Below are 14,517 nucleotides of genomic sequence, written 5' to 3'. Positions count from 1 at the left end.
TGATAGCTGGTTCTCCCCGAAATGCATTTAGGTGCAGCGTCGTGTGTTTCTTGCCGGAGGTAGAGCACTGGATAGGCGATGGGCCCTACCGGGTTACTGACCTTAGCCAAACTCCGAATGCCGGTAAGTGAGAGCGCGGCAGTGAGACTGTGGGGGATAAGCTCCATGGTCGAGAGGGAAACAGCCCAGAGCATCGACTAAGGCCCCTAAGCGTACGCTAAGTGGGAAAGGATGTGGAGTCGCACAGACAACCAGGAGGTTGGCTTAGAAGCAGCCACCCTTGAAAGAGTGCGTAATAGCTCACTGGTCTAGTGATTCCGCGCCGACAATGTAGCGGGGCTCAAGCGTACCGCCGAAGTCGTGTCATTGCGATATGTACCCCCAACGGGGATCGTGATGGGTAGGGGAGCGTCGTCTGCCGGGTGAAGCAGCACCGGAAGGTAGTTGTGGACGGTTGACGAGTGAGAATGCAGGCATGAGTAGCGATACAAACGTGAGAAACGTTTGCGCCGATTGACTAAGGGTTCCTGGGTCAAGCTGATCTGCCCAGGGTAAGTCGGGACCTAAGGCGAGGCCGACAGGCGTAGTCGATGGATAACCGGTTGATATTCCGGTACCCGCTGTGGAGCGTCAAACATCGAATCCAGTGATGCTAAGCCCGTGAAGCCGCCCTTGATCTCTTCGGAGTGATGGGGAGTGGTGGAGCCGGTGACCCGAGCTGGTAGTAGGTGAGTGATGGGGTGACGCAGGAAGGTAGTCCATCCCGGGCGGTGGTTGTCCCGGGGTAAGGGTGTAGCCCGAGTGGTAGGCAAATCCGCCACTCATCAAGGGTGAGACCTGATGCCGAGCCGATTGTGGTGAAGTGGATGATCCTATGCTGTCGAGAAAAGCCTCTAGCGAGTTTCATGGCGGCCCGTACCCTAAACCGACTCAGGTGGTCAGGTAGAGAATACCGAGGCGTTCGGGTGAACTATGGTTAAGGAACTCGGCAAAATGCCCCCGTAACTTCGGGAGAAGGGGGGCCACACCCGGTGATGGGTTTTACACCTTGAGCTGGGGGTGGCCGCAGAGACCAGCGAGAAGCGACTGTTTACTAAAAACACAGGTCCGTGCGAAGCCGTAAGGCGATGTATACGGACTGACGCCTGCCCGGTGCTGGAACGTTAAGGGGACCGGTTAGCTTGGATTCGTCCGGGCGAAGCTGAGAACTTAAGCGCCAGTAAACGGCGGTGGTAACTATAACCATCCTAAGGTAGCGAAATTCCTTGTCGGGTAAGTTCCGACCTGCACGAATGGCGTAACGACTTCTCGACTGTCTCAACCATAGGCCCGGTGAAATTGCACTACGAGTAAAGATGCTCGTTTCGCGCAGCAGGACGGAAAGACCCCGGGACCTTTACTACAGTTTGATATTGGTGTTCGGTTCGGCTTGTGTAGGATAGCTGGGAGACTGTGAAGCTTGGACGCCAGTTCAGGTGGAGTCGTCGTTGAAATACCAGTCTGGTCGTGCTGGATGTCTAACCTGGGTCCGTGATCCGGATCAGGGACAGTGTCTGATGGGTAGTTTAACTGGGGCGGTTGCCTCCTAAAGGGTAACGGAGGCGCCCAAAGGTTCCCTCAGCCTGGTTGGCAATCAGGTGTTGAGTGTAAGTGCACAAGGGAGCTTGACTGTGAGACCGACGGGTCGAGCAGGGACGAAAGTCGGGACTAGTGATCCGGCGGTGGCTTGTGGAAGCGCCGTCGCTCAACGGATAAAAGGTACCCCGGGGATAACAGGCTGATCTTCCCCAAGAGTCCATATCGACGGGATGGTTTGGCACCTCGATGTCGGCTCGTCGCATCCTGGGGCTGGAGTCGGTCCCAAGGGTTGGGCTGTTCGCCCATTAAAGCGGTACGCGAGCTGGGTTTAGAACGTCGTGAGACAGTTCGGTCCCTATCCGCTGTGCGCGTAGGAGTCTTGAGAAGGGCTGTCCCTAGTACGAGAGGACCGGGACGGACGAACCTCTGGTGTGCCAGTTGTTCTGCCAAGGGCATGGCTGGTTGGCTACGTTCGGGAGGGATAACCGCTGAAAGCATCTAAGCGGGAAGCCTGCTTCGAGATGAGGACTCCCACCCACTTGATGGGGTAAGGCTCCCAGTAGACGACTGGGTTGATAGGCCGGATATGGAAGCACGGTAACGTGTGGAGTTGACCGGTACTAATAGGCCGAGGGCTTGTCCTCAGTTGCTCGCGTCCACTGTGTTGGTTCTGAAACCACGAACAACCCCACACGGTGTGGTGTGGTGCGGTTGATTGTTTCATAGTGTTTCGGTGGTCATAGCGTGAGGGAAACGCCCGGTTACATTCCGAACCCGGAAGCTAAGCCTTACAGCGCCGATGGTACTGCAGGGGGGACCCTGTGGGAGAGTAGGACGCCGCCGAACAATTATTGGGAAAACCCCCGCATCGACAGATGCGGGGGTTTTCTGCGTTCTCGGACGTTTTCACCCCCTTCGTGGGCCGCCGCGTCCCGGAGCATGGGCGGAATACCGGGTGATCGGTGGGGGACCCCGGTACTACGGTGGCCGGCATGAGTGCTGTCGGCGAAGTCGATGAGACGTTCGTGGTGCGTGCCGTGCGTGCCGAGGAGTGGTCCCAGGTGAAGGCGCTGCGGCTGGCCGCGCTGCGTGATCCGCTCGCGCACCTCGCCTTCCTGGACACCTACGAGGACGCCGTGGCCCGTTCGGACTCCTACTGGCGGGAGCGCACGGCGGGGGCCGCCGAGGGGGCCGCCGGGGCACGGCAGATCGTCGCCGTCGGGCCCGGCGGGGTGTGGGCGGGGACCGCGACGGTGCTGGTCGAGGAGGCCGGTACGACGGACTGGGCGGGGTGCGAGGTGGAGCGGCGGCAGGGCCATGTCGTCGGAGTGTTCGTCCGGCCCGAGTTCCGCGGGCGCGGGCTGACCGAGCGGATCTTCGCGGCGGCGCTGGCCTGGTCGTGGGAGATCGGTGTGGAGCGGGTGCGGCTGATCGTGCACGAGGACAACGAACGCGCACAGGGCTTCTACCGGAAGGTGGGCTTCGCGCCGAGCGGGGTGGCGGTACCGATGGCCGGGAAGCCGGACGAGCGGGAGCTGGAGTTCGTCCTGGAACCACCCTTGGCCTGACCGACCGCCGTAGGCGGCCGCCCGGTGACTCAGCCGGGCAGCTCGGCGTGCGGCCAGCGGGCGCGGGCCTGTTCGCGGGAGCGGAGCAGGGCGAGGGTGGGCAGGCCCTGGTCCACTCCGCCGGCCAGCAGCTCGGGGAGCTGGGGGAGCGGGGCGACCGCCGCCACGTCGTCGAGGACGAGGGAGAGTGGTGGGTCGAGCCGACCAGGGGATGACCGTGCGGCCATGCGCCGGCCGTGCTCGACCACGCTGGAGGCGAGGGCCGTCAGGAAGGGCATCGCACCCGGGTCGGTCCTGGGGTCCTCGATGGATTCACCCACCACATAAAGCGTTCCCCCTTCGGCCACGAAGGAATCCAAGGTGAGCGCATCTGTTCGGTTGGGAGTGCACGCCTCGCGCACATGGACGGTGGACAGCGCGGACAGGGCCCGGCCGATCAGCTCCTGGGCCATGTCCCGGCGCTCGGGGTGCGCCGTCAGAGCCGACTCCAGCTCGCCGGCGGAACCGGGCGCGGCCTTGGGATGGGTGCGCAGGGTGCGGACGGCGTCCTGGACCTGACTGCCCTGCAGCCAGCGGTGGACGTGGCGGACCGTACGGCCGTCCAGGGCGGCGGCGTGCAGGCAGCAGCGCAGCAGCGTCTCGGCCGTGTCACCGATCGCCTGGTCGATCCGGGCGGTGGGGCGGACCGGGCCGAGCAGCGCCGCGGCGCGCCCGCCCGCCGTCTGCTTGTCCTCGCAGCCCGCGGTCGGCGACCAGTGCAGGCGGGACGGGGTGTCGCAGAGGTGGTGAGGGTCGTAGAGGAGGACCGGGCCGAGCTTGGCGCGGGCGTCCTCGGTGCCGGACCAGACGGCCGGGCTGGAGGTGACGACGAGGACGGCGCCCGCGGCGTCCCGGACGGCCTGGGCGGCGGTGGTGTGGCGGACCTCCGGCGTGGCCAGGACGAGGCGGCCCCAGGCGGGAGCGGGGACGGCCGGCTGTCCGTGTGCGGCCGGCCCTTCGTGCGCGGCCTTCCCGTGCGGGGCCTGTGGGTGCGGGACCTGGGAGTACGCGGCCTGGCCGTGCGAGGTCTCGTGCGGGGCCTGCGGGTACGGGCCCTGGCCCTGGGGGGTCTCGTGCGGGAGCTGCGGGAGAGGGGCCGGCGCCGGCGCCGTGCCGGCGGGGGCGTGGGCCGGGGCGGGCTCGGGTTCCCGGCGCGGGGTGGGCACCTCGTACGAGGGCTCGGGCGTGGGCGTGGCGTGCGGGTCCGGCGCGGGGGCGCGCCCGGACGCGGGCGCGGACCGGCGTGCCGCCCGCCCCGCCCGCCAGCGGGCGAGGGTGCCCAGCACGAACACGGTCAGCACGACCAGCACCATCAGCTGCCCGATGAACAGGCCCCAGAACAGCCCGTACCCCGAGAGGTGCCCGGGCGGCGTGTCCGGCCAGGCGCCCGGGATGTCGTGCGGCTGGGCGATCAGGCGGCGCATGGCCAGTGGCGTACGGGCGAACGTGACGCCGTCCGGCCAGGCGCCGTGGGCGAGCCAGGCGGCCAGGCCCGTGGCCGACCAGACCAGCAGGGTCATGCCGAGCAGGAAGACGAGCATGCCCACCAGCAGGCCGTCGGGGATGCCGCCCTGGGTGTTCTGGCGGCGGCCTCGGTCGTCCGGTCCCATCTCAGGCCACCGTGGACTCGGAGTCGCCGAGGTGCTGTTCGACGAACGCGGCGGCCCGCTGCTCCGCCTCCAGTTCGGCGGCGCGCAGGGGGTCGTGGTCGAGGAAGTCGGCGGAGGACTCGGTCATCGCGCGGTCGGTGAAGACGAGCGGGCGCTCGGTCTCGGTGACCAGGTGCTTCACGACCTGGACGTTGCCGTTGACGTCCCAGACGGCGATGCCGGGGGTGAGGGTGGGAATGATCTCGACGGCCCAGCGGGGCAGGCCGAGGACCCGGCCGGTGGCGCGGGCCTCGTCGGCCTTCTGGGCGTAGATCGTCCTCGTGGACGCCATCTTCAGGATCGCCGCCGCCTCCTTCGCCGCCGCGCCGTCCACCACGTCGGACAGGTGGTGGACGACGGCGACGAAGGACAGGCCGAGCCGACGGCCGAACTTCAGCAGCCGCTGGAAGAGCTGGGCGACGAACGGGCTGTTGATGATGTGCCAGGCCTCCTCGACCAGGAAGATGCGCTTCTTCCGGTCGGGGCGGATCCAGGTGTGCTCCAGCCACACGCCGACGATCGCCATGAGGATGGGCATGGCGATGGAGTTGCGGTCGATGTGGGACAGGTCGAAGACGATCAGCGGGGCGTCCAGGTCGATGCCGACCGTGGTCGGGCCGTCGAACATGCCGCGCAGGTCACCGTCGACGAGCCGGTCCAGCACCAGCGCCACGTCCAGGCCCCAGGCCCGTACGTCATCTATGTCGACGTTCATCGCCTCCGCCGACTCGGGCTCGGGGTGGCGCAGCTGGTCGACGATGTCGGACAGGACGGGCTGGCGTTCGACGATGGTCTCGTTGACGTAGGCGTGCGCGACCTTGAGGGCGAAGCCGGAGCGCTCGTCGAGGCCGTGGCCCATCGCGACCTCGATGATGGTGCGCAGCAGGGCGAGCTGGCCGGTCGTGGTGATCGCGGGGTCGAGCGGGTTGAGCCGGATGCCGTGGTCCAGGGCGGCCATCGGGTCCAGCCGGATGGGCGTTATGCCCAGCTCCTGCGCGATCAGGTTCCACTCGCCGACACCGTCCTCGCCCTGCGCGTCCAGCACGACGACCTGGCGGTCCCGGAAGCGCAGCTGACGCAGGACGTAGGTCTTCTCCAGGGCCGACTTGCCGTTGCCGGACTCGCCGAGGACGAGCCAGTGCGGGGCGGGGAGCTGCTGGCCGTACAACTGGAAGGGGTCGTAGATGTACCCCTTCCCCGAGTAGACCTCGCGGCCGATGATGACGCCGGAGTCGCCGAGACCGGGGGCGGCGGTCGGCAGGTAGACCGCCTGGGCCTGGCCGGTGGACGTGCGGACCGGCAGGCGGGTCGTCTCCACCTTCCCGAACAGGAAGGACGTGAAGGCGTCGGTGAGGACGGACAGCGGGTCCCGCATCAGGTCCTACCTCCGAATGCCGGTGGCGAAGGGCAGCGTGTTCACGAAGGCGCGGTGGTGCTCGCGGTCGCACCATTCCAGCTTCAGATACGACTTTCCGGCCGACGCCCTTATCGTGCGCTTGTCGCGGGCCAGCGCCTCCGGATTACGCGAGGAGACGGTGATGTAGCCGACGAGATTCACTCCCGCGGCGCCGCTCGCCAGGTCCTCGCCGCGCTGGTCGAGACGGTTGTGCGCCGCGATGTCCCGCGGGTCGACAGTGCGGTTCATCTTGGCGGCGCGGGACGCCTCCGCCTCGTCGTTGGTCTTCTCGGTGAGCATGCGTTCGATGGCGACCTCGGTGGGTTCGAGGTCCATCGTGACGGCGACGGTCCGGATGACGTCCGGGGTGTGGACCAGCAGCGGGGCCAGGAAGTTGACGCCCACGGGGGTCATCGGCCACTCCTTCACCCAAGCCGTGGCGTGGCACCAGGGGGCGCGGGTGGAGGACTCGCGGGTCTTCGCCTGGAGGAACGTCGGTTCCATGGCGTCCAGCTCGGCCGGCCAGGCGTTGCGCTTCGTCATCGCCTGGATGTGGTCGATCGGGTGGTCCGGGTCGTACATGGAGTGGATGAGCGAGGAGAGCCGGCTCTGGCCGAGCGGCTGCCGGACCCGGATGTCGGCCTCCTGGAGGCGGGAGCAGATGTCCGTCAGCTCCCTGGCCATGACGACGGCGAGGCCCGCGTCCCGGTCGACCTTGCCGCCGTGCGGGCGGGCCGCGCGGGCCATGGCGTGCGCCTCGGCGGCCAGTTCACGGGTGTAGTGCATACAGGCGACCAGGTACGCGCGGTGCTGCTCGCTGCTGGTCGACACCATCGACTGGAGCTGGTCGTAGGACTGCTGGAGCCAGGCCGGGGCCCGGTCGTCGCCGCGGACGGCGACGTCCTTGGCGTGGGCGTCCGGGTCGGCGGGCAGGGTGCGGGCCAGCATCTGGAGGCGGGTGACGAAGCCGTCTCCGTTGGCGACGTGCTTGAGCAGCGTGCCGAAACGGTCCACCAGGGCTTCCTGGTCCTCCGAGTCGCGCAGGCCGACGCCGGGGCCCTCGATCTCGATGCAGGCGGTGACCGTCTTGCGGTCGGCGTGCAGCAGTACGGCGATCTCGTCGGGCCCGAACGGGGCGGAGAGCCAGGTGATGCGGCCGATGCCGGGCGGCGGGCCGACCTCGATCTCCCGCCCGTCGAGCCGGGTGCCCGCCTCGATCGCGCCGGAGCGGTAGGTGGCGCCCGAGCGCAGCGTGCGCTTGTAGCTGCGGTTGATCTCGAACCACTTGTAGAAGGTGCGGTGCTTGTACGGGACGTAGACCGCCGCGAGGGCGAGCAGCGGGAAGCCCATGAGCAGCACGATCCGCAGGGACAGGACCGGAACGAGGAGCCCGCACATCATGCCGAGGAACGCGCCCGCGATGATCAGCACGATCTCGCCGGTCTCGCGGTTGCGGCCGACGATCGCGTTCGGCCGGGCGCGGCCGATCAGATATGTACGGCGGGGCGTGACCGGATGGGACAGATGGGACTCGGTCGTCAACGCCCTTCACCTCCCGTGCGATGGGTACTGCTGTTGCGGGTGTTGCTGGCGTGAGGGGTGTTCACCGGGCTGGACGAGCGGGGCGGCGGCGCGGCGGAGGGGACGGATCCGCCGCCACCGGCCGAGGTGCGCGAGCTGTGCGCGGCGACGCCGCCCGCGGCGGTGTTGGCCGGGCGGGGGCCGCTCGGACCGGCGGACTGGGCGCCGTTGCTGTCCGCACGGGAGCTGTGGGTCTTGATGCCCTGGGCGACCAGGGTGGCCGGGCTGCTGATCACGGCCGCCGCCTTGCCCTCGGCGGACTGCATGATGCGGTTGTTGCGGGAACCGGCGATCTCGTCGCCGAAGCCCGGGACGAAGCGGTAGATCATCGCCGAGGCGAAGATGGCGAGCAGGATGATCGCGAGGCCGGAGACGACCGCGGAGAACGCGTCCGGGCCGTCGTCCGCGGACAGGGCGCCCGCGAGGCCCAGGACGATCACGATCACCGGCTTGACGAGGATCACCGCGATCATGATGCCCGCCCAGCGGCGGACGTGGCCCCACAGGTTCTTGTCGACCAGGCCGGCGTAGACGACCGTGCCGAGCAGGGCGCCGACGTACAGCAGGGCGGCGCGGATGACGAGTTCCAGCCACAGGACGCCCGCGGCGAGGATGCTCACCAGGGAGACCACGATCAGCATGATGGGGCCGCCGCCGATGTCCTCGCCCTTCTCCAGCGCGCCGGAGAAGTTGCCGAAGAACGTGTCGGTCTGGTCGCCGGTGGCCTTCGCGAGGACGTCCGTGATGCCGTCGGTGGCACTGACCACCGTGTACAGGATCAGCGGCGTGAAGGCGGAGGCGAGGACGGTGAGCCAGAGGAAGCCGATCGCCTCCGAGACGGCGGTGGTCAGCGGCACGCCGCGCACGGCGCGCTTGGCGACCGCCAGCAGCCACAGGAGCAGCGTGAGGATCGTCGACGCGGCGAAGACCACCGCGTACTGCTGGAGGAACTGCGGGTTCGTGAAGTCGACGTTCGCCGTGTCCTTGACCGCCTCGCTGAGCTTGTCGATCGTCCACGACGCTGCGTCGGCGCAGCCTTGGGCGAGCGAGGAGAGGGGGTCGAGGGTGGAGGTGGGGTCCAGGGTGTCGGGGCCGGAGCGGGAACGGCTGCTGCTGCCTCGTTCGCAGTAGTCCTTGGCGGGGCCACGAATGAGGTCGCAGGGGTCATTGCTCCCGGTGGGGCTGGGCGTCGGGGTGGGGTTCGGAGTGGGCGCGGCGAAGGCACGGGTGGCCAGCAGCACCGTGGTGGTCTGAACGGCGGCTACTGCGGCCGTGACCTTGAGGAAGGGGTGGTTAGCGCGCATACGTGAACCCTCCGAACTCCTCGACGGCCTTCGTCATGTCGTCGGCGGTGGAGGCCTTCTGATCGCGCCCGACCGGTACGGGCCCGTCCTTCTGCTGGAAGTCGGTGACCTTCCAGTCGTTGTTGATCCACTGCAACTGGTACGTGGTCGTGTACCAACTCTCGGACACAGGGTTCGTGGACTTTTCGCCGGACAGCCCGAAGAGGGAGGTGTACCAGACGTCGATGGTGGCCTTGTCGGCGCCGAACGCCGTGACCTTGGTGCCGACAGGGATGATGCGCGAGATGAAGGTCTGACCGTCCGGGGCGGAGCCATCCTTCTCCAGGCCGATGTTGGCCAGGAACTCCTGGTTGGAGTACGCCTTGTCCAGGTCGGCCTGACGGGCCGCAGCGACATCAGGGGCGTACACGGTGCGCACGATCTGTTGCCGTCTGGCTGTGTCAAACATCTCCGCCGAGCCCAGCGCGACCGCATAGTTCGCCGCGGCGCTCTGGGCCCCCTGTTCGTCGTGGGCGTAGCCGGAGGTGACCGGGCGGGTGCCGGTGGGGGCGGTGGCCGCGGGGCGGGGTTGCTCCGCGTCCTCCGCTCCGGCGGGCGCGTCCTCGTCGCCGCGGTTGGCGAAGGCGATGGCCGCGATGAGCAGGACGACGACGCCGACGACGGTGACCAGGCTGCGGGAGGAGGAGCGGCCGGGGCGGCGGGCGCCGCCGTAGGGGTCGGGGTCGGGCAGGCGGGTGCGGGTGTGGCCGGTGCCGCCGTAACCGCCGGAGGTGCCCGGGTCGTGTTCGTCTCCGAGACTCATGTCGTGTCCGCCCCCTCGATGTCGTAGCGGAAACCGTCGTACCGGATGAACGCGTAGGGGTACGACGGTAGCCGTGCTGGTTCCCGCGCGGGCGCGGTGTGGTGACTCGACATCAGGGAAACGCAACCTCAGCCGGTGGGCACGACGGGCGGGTGGGGTAGGGGGGACCGGGCGTGCCCGGAGCGGACGGGGTGCGCCCGCGGCGGGCGGCGGCGGGCCGGGCTACACGGCCATGCCGTACACGATGGTGAAGAGCGTGCCGAGGGACCCGATGATGAAGACGCCGGTGAGTCCGGCGATGATCAGGCCCTTGCCCTGTTCCGCGCTGAAGGTGTCGCGGAGCGCCGTGGCGCCGATGCGCTGTTTGGCGGCGCCCCAGATGGCGATGCCGAGGCAGATCAGGATGGCGACCGCCATCACGACCTCGATCATCACCTTGGCCTCGTTGCCCAGGCTGCCGAAGGGCCCCCAGTCCGGAGCGATCCCCCCGATGATGGTGTTGATGTCTCCCTCGTCGGCCGCAAAGAGCATGTAAGTCACCGCCCCTGTTGGGTAGTTCCGCGGACCCTGCGGTGCGCAGAGGTCAGGCCTCATTCTCGCCGACAATGACGCCCGGGTATGTCGACTTGGCGTCATTGCTTGGCAGGTTTCGTACGAATAGCTCGTATGGTCACTCTGTGTATCACGGCAGGTAACGACGGGCAATGAAGCGGGTGCGGAACCAGCGGTGTGGTTCCGTCGTTGTGTCACTTTTGGTGACTGTGCCGGTTTCTGATGGTGTGGAGGGTCACGCGACGTGCCGGTGTGCTGCGGGTGAGTGCCGTCCGGGTGAAGGCTAGCGGGGTCTGAGGCCGTGCAGCAGGTGGTGGATCAGCTCGCCGACGCCGGTGAGGGCGGACTCGGGCGGGAGGTGGCCGGTGGCGGTGAGGCTGGCGACGCCGTGCAGGCTGGCGCCGGCCAGCAGGACGATGTGCTCGGGGTCGCCCGGGACGATCTCGCCGCGCCGCTGGGCGTCGGTGATGATCCGGAACAGGGGTTCCTTCGTCCGGGCGATGGCGGTGGCGAGCCGCGCGGGGATGTCCGGGTCGTGTTTGCGGGCGTACATCAGCTCCAGCAGGGCGGGGTTGTCCACGGTGAAGCCGAGATAGGCGCGGGCGAGTGCGGTGAGCCGGGATTCGAGGGGCAGGGCGGGGTCGTCGGCGGCGTCCAGGGCGGCCGCCATGCGCTGGAAGCCGGTGAGGGCGAGCGCGTCGAGCAGGGCCTGCTTGTCCTTGAAGTGGCGGCCCGGGGCGGCGTGGCTGACGCCGAGGTCGCGGGCGAGTTCGCGCAGGGAGAGCGCGGTGGCGCCCTTGGTGCGCAGGGTGCGTTCGGCGGCCGAGAGCAGGGCGGCGCGGAGGTCGCCGTGGTGGTAGGGGCGGCTGTTGCCCTCGGGCTGGTGCATGGGCTCATCGTAGCTGGATGTTGTCATTGACAGCATTGTTGGCGGTGCCTACTTTGAGGGCATGGCATCTACGACCAAGCCGGCCCGGCCGGCCAAGTGGGACGTGAGCCGGCTGCCGGACCTCGCCGGGCGGACGGCCGTCGTCACCGGCGCCAACAGCGGGCTCGGGCGGGTCGTCGCGCGGGAGCTGGCGCGGGCGGGGGCGCACGTCGTCTACGCCGTGCGGGACGAGGCGCGCGGGCGGGCCGCGGCGGCGGAGGCGCAGGCGCAGGCGCAGGCGGGCGGCGGCGGGACGGCGCGGGGCAGTACGGAGGTGCGGCGGCTGGACCTCGCCGATCTGACGTCCGTACGGGAGTTCGCCGAGCGGTGGGAAGGGCGCCCGCTGGACCTGCTGATCAACAACGCCGGCGTGATGATGCTGCCGCGCCGGCGGACGCGTGACGGGTTCGAGATGCAGTTCGGCACGAACCACCTGGGTCACTTCGCGCTCACCAACCTGCTGCTGCCGTGTGTCACCGACCGGGTGGTGACCGTCTCGTCCGGGATGCACCGCGCGGGCTACGGCGTCATCCGCTTCGACGACCTGAACCTGACGTCCGGCTACACGCCGGTGCGCGCCTACGCCCAGTCCAAGCTGGCCAACCTGCTCTTCACCCTGGAACTCCAGCGCCGGCTGGCCGAGTCCGGGTCCGGGGTACGGGCCGTGGCCGCCCACCCCGGCTACGCGGCCACCAACCTGCAGAGCCACGCCGGCAACCCGCTGGCCCGCGCCGTCATGGGGATCGGCAACCGCCTCCTCGCCCAGAGCGACCGGGCGGGCGCGCTGCCCACGCTGTACGCGGCGGTGGCGGACCTGCCGGGCGGGAGCTATGTCGGCCCCGACGGGTTCGCCGAGATGCGGGGCGCGCCGGCCCTGGTGGGCCGGTCAGCGGCGGCGAGCGACCCGGTGGCGGCGCGGCGGCTGTGGGAGGCGTCACAGGAGCTGACCGGGGTGGGGTTCCCGGCCGGGCGGCCCTGACCGGCCGTCGCGCGCGGGGGGCCGGCGAGCGGACGGATCGTCATACCTGCGGGGGACGGCTTCCGCCTCTACACTGACCCCGGCGTACTCCCGGGCGGTGAGGGGCGGTTGACGGTGCGTAAGGCGTGGATCGTTGGCACTGCCGTGGTCGGTGGTTCGCTCGCCTTCGTGATGCTGCTCGTCGTCGGCGTGTACCTGGTCGCCGGGAATCTCGTGAACGGGGCGCGCGGCGGCAGCAAGGCGCTGGCCAAGGGCTCGGTGCCGGCCGCGTACCAGCCGCTGGTGCAGCGGTACGGCAACATGTGCCCGGCCATCAACCCGGCCCTGCTCGCCGCGCAGCTGTACCAGGAGAGCGGCTTCAACCCGAGCGCCAGGAGCCCGGCCGCCGCGCAGGGCATCGCGCAGTTCATCCCCGGCACCTGGGCCACGCACGGCGTCGACGGCGACGGGGACGGCGACCGTGACGTGTGGGATCCGCGGGACGCGATCCCGTCGGCCGCGAAGTACGACTGCACGCTCGCCGAGTACGTGAAGGACGTGCCCGGGGACCCGACGCGGAACATGCTCGCCGCGTACAACGCGGGGGCGTACGCGGTGATCAAGTACCGGGGTGTGCCGCCGTACGCGGAGACGCAGAACTACGTCCGGACGATCACGACGCTGGAGGACAGCTTCGCCGCCCCCACCACCCGGCTCGACCCGTCCAAGCAGGCCGCCGGGGCCATCCACTACGCGCAGCAGAAGCTCGGCACGCCCTATCTGTGGGGCGGGAACGGCACGCCCGAGCAGGGCGGGCGGTTCGACTGCTCGGGGCTGACCAAGGCGGCGTACGAGAGCGTGGGGATCGAGCTGCCGCGGGTGGCGAACGATCAGTACAACGCCGGGCCGCACCCCTCCCGGGACGAACTCCTCCCCGGTGACCTGGTGTTCTTCTCGCCCGACCCCACCAACTCGCGGGCCATCGACCACGTGGGGATCTACGTCGGCGGCGGTTACATGATCGACGCGCCGTACACGGGCGCGGTGATCCGGTTCGACCCGATCGACACCGCGAAGTACTTCGGGGCCACCCGCGTCACCGAGGATGGCGCAAAAGCGCTGCCCTCGGCCGTCTGACCGGGTGCGACGCCGCCCGGAGCGGTGCGGACCCGGCGGCGAGCGGCTTGAACTGAGCGTGAACCACACCCCTGAGCTGCGATGACGTATCTCTCTTCGATAACGTCTGCGTGATCATTCAGTGGAATGTGGAACGCGGAGACCGGGACCGTGCGTTCCTGTTGACGTAGCCGATTGACCTAGACCATCGACAGACCATCGACCGGGACGATCGATCTACCCACCACGGGGGTGGCAGGACGGCGCACGGAAGGGTGCGCCGCCGAGATGACGACGAAGGGGCCGCTGCACCATGGCTGGACTCGCGCAATCCGGGTCGAACCCCGACGTCGAGCTGCTGTACGACATCAATGGCCTGGCCAAGGACGCGCCGCACTGGTTCGACCGCGTCATGGAGTACGTCGGCGAGTACGGACTGCTGCTCGGCATGGTGCTGCTCGTGCTGTGGTGCTGGTGGACCGGGCGGCGCCGGGCCGGATCCGCGCAGGAGGCGGCCTCGTCCGTCGCCGCGCTGGTCTGGGCGCCGCTGGCGGCCGGCGTCGCGGTGCTGGTGAACGTGCCGATACGCGGATTCGTGGAGCGGCCCCGGCCCTTCCTGGAGCACGAGGGCCTGGAGGTCCTCGTCAAGGGCAAGACCGACTTCTCGTTCGTCAGCGACCACGCGACCATCACCATGGCCATGGCCGTCGGGCTCTTCGTCGCCAACCGGAAGTTCGGGCTCGTCGGCATCGGGCTCGCCCTGCTGGAAGGGTTCTGCCGGGTGTACATGGGCGTGCACTACCCGACCGACGTCGTGGGCGGGTTCGCGCTCGGCACGGCGGTCGCGCTGCTGCTGTCGCCCGTCGCCATGGCGCTGCTCACCCCCGTCGCCAGGGCGATGGAGCGGTCGCCGCGGGTGGGCTGGCTGATCCGGGCCCGGCCGTCCGCCGGGAGCCGGGACGCCCTGATCCCCGGGGCCCGGCAGGACTCCACCGGCAGGCAGAGCGAGGAGCGGGACCTCGCCGCCTGAGGCGGGGCCGGCCGGC

11 protein-coding genes and 2 rRNA genes (1 of these 13 cut by a window edge) are annotated in these 14,517 nt (G+C 69.0%); 6 read left to right on the top strand and 7 right to left on the bottom strand.

Annotated elements, in window-relative coordinates; translation table 11 throughout:
* The 3 genes from SGLAU_RS15895 to SGLAU_RS15885 form a co-directional block, all read left to right on the top strand.
* Positions 1 to 2,222, top strand: a 23S ribosomal RNA gene (locus tag SGLAU_RS15895) (it extends 902 nt beyond the left edge of the window).
* Positions 2,223 to 2,307: 85 nt separating this feature from the next.
* Positions 2,308 to 2,424 (top strand): 5S ribosomal RNA (gene rrf, locus SGLAU_RS15890).
* Positions 2,425 to 2,570: 146 nt separating this feature from the next.
* The gene (locus tag SGLAU_RS15885) at positions 2,571 to 3,146 is read left to right on the top strand and encodes a GNAT family N-acetyltransferase (protein ID WP_099052939.1); all 576 of its coding nucleotides are present in this window, start codon (positions 2,571 to 2,573) and stop codon (positions 3,144 to 3,146) included.
* Between the two features lie 29 nt (positions 3,147 to 3,175).
* Here the strand turns inward: SGLAU_RS15885 and SGLAU_RS15880 are convergent, their stop codons facing one another.
* The 7 genes from SGLAU_RS15880 to SGLAU_RS15850 all read right to left on the bottom strand — a co-directional run bounded on the left by SGLAU_RS15880 (position 3,176) and on the right by SGLAU_RS15850 (position 11,358).
* Positions 3,176 to 4,795, bottom strand: coding sequence for a hypothetical protein (locus SGLAU_RS15880; protein ID WP_043502127.1), 1,620 nt, complete (start codon positions 4,793 to 4,795; stop codon positions 3,176 to 3,178).
* A 1-nt stretch (position 4,796) separates the two neighbouring features.
* Positions 4,797 to 6,209 carry an ATP-binding protein gene (locus SGLAU_RS15875; RefSeq protein WP_043502125.1) on the bottom strand — a complete coding sequence of 471 codons (1,413 nt, stop codon included), beginning with the start codon at positions 6,207 to 6,209 and terminating at the stop codon, positions 4,797 to 4,799.
* 6 nt (positions 6,210 to 6,215) lie between these two features.
* Positions 6,216 to 7,772, bottom strand: a complete 1,557-nt coding sequence (locus SGLAU_RS15870) for an SCO6880 family protein (RefSeq protein ID WP_043502123.1) — start codon at positions 7,770 to 7,772, stop codon at positions 6,216 to 6,218.
* Positions 7,769 to 9,115, bottom strand: a complete 1,347-nt coding sequence (locus tag SGLAU_RS15865) for a hypothetical protein (protein ID WP_043502121.1) — start codon at positions 9,113 to 9,115, stop codon at positions 7,769 to 7,771. Before SGLAU_RS15865 ends, SGLAU_RS15870 begins: the two co-directional genes overlap by 4 nt.
* Positions 9,105 to 9,917, bottom strand: a complete 813-nt coding sequence (locus SGLAU_RS15860) for a hypothetical protein (protein WP_043502120.1) — start codon at positions 9,915 to 9,917, stop codon at positions 9,105 to 9,107. Before SGLAU_RS15860 ends, SGLAU_RS15865 begins: the two co-directional genes overlap by 11 nt.
* A gap of 222 nt (positions 9,918 to 10,139) precedes the next feature.
* Complete coding sequence (locus SGLAU_RS15855) at positions 10,140 to 10,448, bottom strand: hypothetical protein (RefSeq protein ID WP_006136301.1); 309 nt, start codon at positions 10,446 to 10,448, stop codon at positions 10,140 to 10,142.
* 304 nt (positions 10,449 to 10,752) lie between these two features.
* Complete coding sequence (locus SGLAU_RS15850; protein WP_043502118.1) at positions 10,753 to 11,358, bottom strand: TetR/AcrR family transcriptional regulator; 606 nt, start codon at positions 11,356 to 11,358, stop codon at positions 10,753 to 10,755.
* A 61-nt stretch (positions 11,359 to 11,419) separates the two neighbouring features.
* Between SGLAU_RS15850 and SGLAU_RS15845 the strand changes: the two genes are divergently transcribed.
* The 3 genes from SGLAU_RS15845 to SGLAU_RS15835 all read left to right on the top strand — a co-directional run bounded on the left by SGLAU_RS15845 (position 11,420) and on the right by SGLAU_RS15835 (position 14,501).
* The gene (locus tag SGLAU_RS15845) at positions 11,420 to 12,376 is read left to right on the top strand and encodes an oxidoreductase (RefSeq protein ID WP_043502116.1); all 957 of its coding nucleotides are present in this window, start codon (positions 11,420 to 11,422) and stop codon (positions 12,374 to 12,376) included.
* Positions 12,377 to 12,484: 108 nt separating this feature from the next.
* Positions 12,485 to 13,492: an NlpC/P60 family protein gene (locus SGLAU_RS15840; protein WP_043502114.1), complete on the top strand. Its 1,008-nt coding sequence runs from the start codon at positions 12,485 to 12,487 to the stop codon at positions 13,490 to 13,492.
* 292 nt (positions 13,493 to 13,784) lie between these two features.
* Complete coding sequence (locus tag SGLAU_RS15835) at positions 13,785 to 14,501, top strand: phosphatase PAP2 family protein (protein WP_043502113.1); 717 nt, start codon at positions 13,785 to 13,787, stop codon at positions 14,499 to 14,501.
* Positions 14,502 to 14,517 lie beyond the last annotated feature (16 nt).

Origin of the sequence: Streptomyces glaucescens (assembly GCF_000761215.1) — a bacterium.
GTDB classification, from domain to species: domain Bacteria; phylum Actinomycetota; class Actinomycetes; order Streptomycetales; family Streptomycetaceae; genus Streptomyces; species Streptomyces glaucescens_B.
This window is presented reverse-complemented; position numbering and strand designations above follow the sequence as displayed.

Bases quoted from the DNA above. Each gene is read 5' to 3' on its own strand.
- SGLAU_RS15875 (WP_043502125.1), bottom strand. From the start codon at position 6,209: ATGCGGGACCCGCTGTCCGTCCTCACCGACGCCTTCACGTCCTTCCTG.
- SGLAU_RS15855 (WP_006136301.1), bottom strand. From the start codon at position 10,448: ATGCTCTTTGCGGCCGACGAGGGAGACATCAACACCATCATCGGGGGG.
- SGLAU_RS15885 (WP_099052939.1), top strand. From the start codon at position 2,571: ATGAGTGCTGTCGGCGAAGTCGATGAGACGTTCGTGGTGCGTGCCGTG.
- SGLAU_RS15880 (WP_043502127.1), bottom strand. From the start codon at position 4,795: ATGGGACCGGACGACCGAGGCCGCCGCCAGAACACCCAGGGCGGCATC.
- SGLAU_RS15835 (WP_043502113.1), top strand. From the start codon at position 13,785: ATGGCTGGACTCGCGCAATCCGGGTCGAACCCCGACGTCGAGCTGCTG.
- SGLAU_RS15845 (WP_043502116.1), top strand. From the start codon at position 11,420: ATGGCATCTACGACCAAGCCGGCCCGGCCGGCCAAGTGGGACGTGAGC.
- SGLAU_RS15860 (WP_043502120.1), bottom strand. From the start codon at position 9,917: ATGAGTCTCGGAGACGAACACGACCCGGGCACCTCCGGCGGTTACGGC.
- SGLAU_RS15850 (WP_043502118.1), bottom strand. From the start codon at position 11,358: ATGCACCAGCCCGAGGGCAACAGCCGCCCCTACCACCACGGCGACCTC.
- SGLAU_RS15865 (WP_043502121.1), bottom strand. From the start codon at position 9,115: ATGCGCGCTAACCACCCCTTCCTCAAGGTCACGGCCGCAGTAGCCGCC.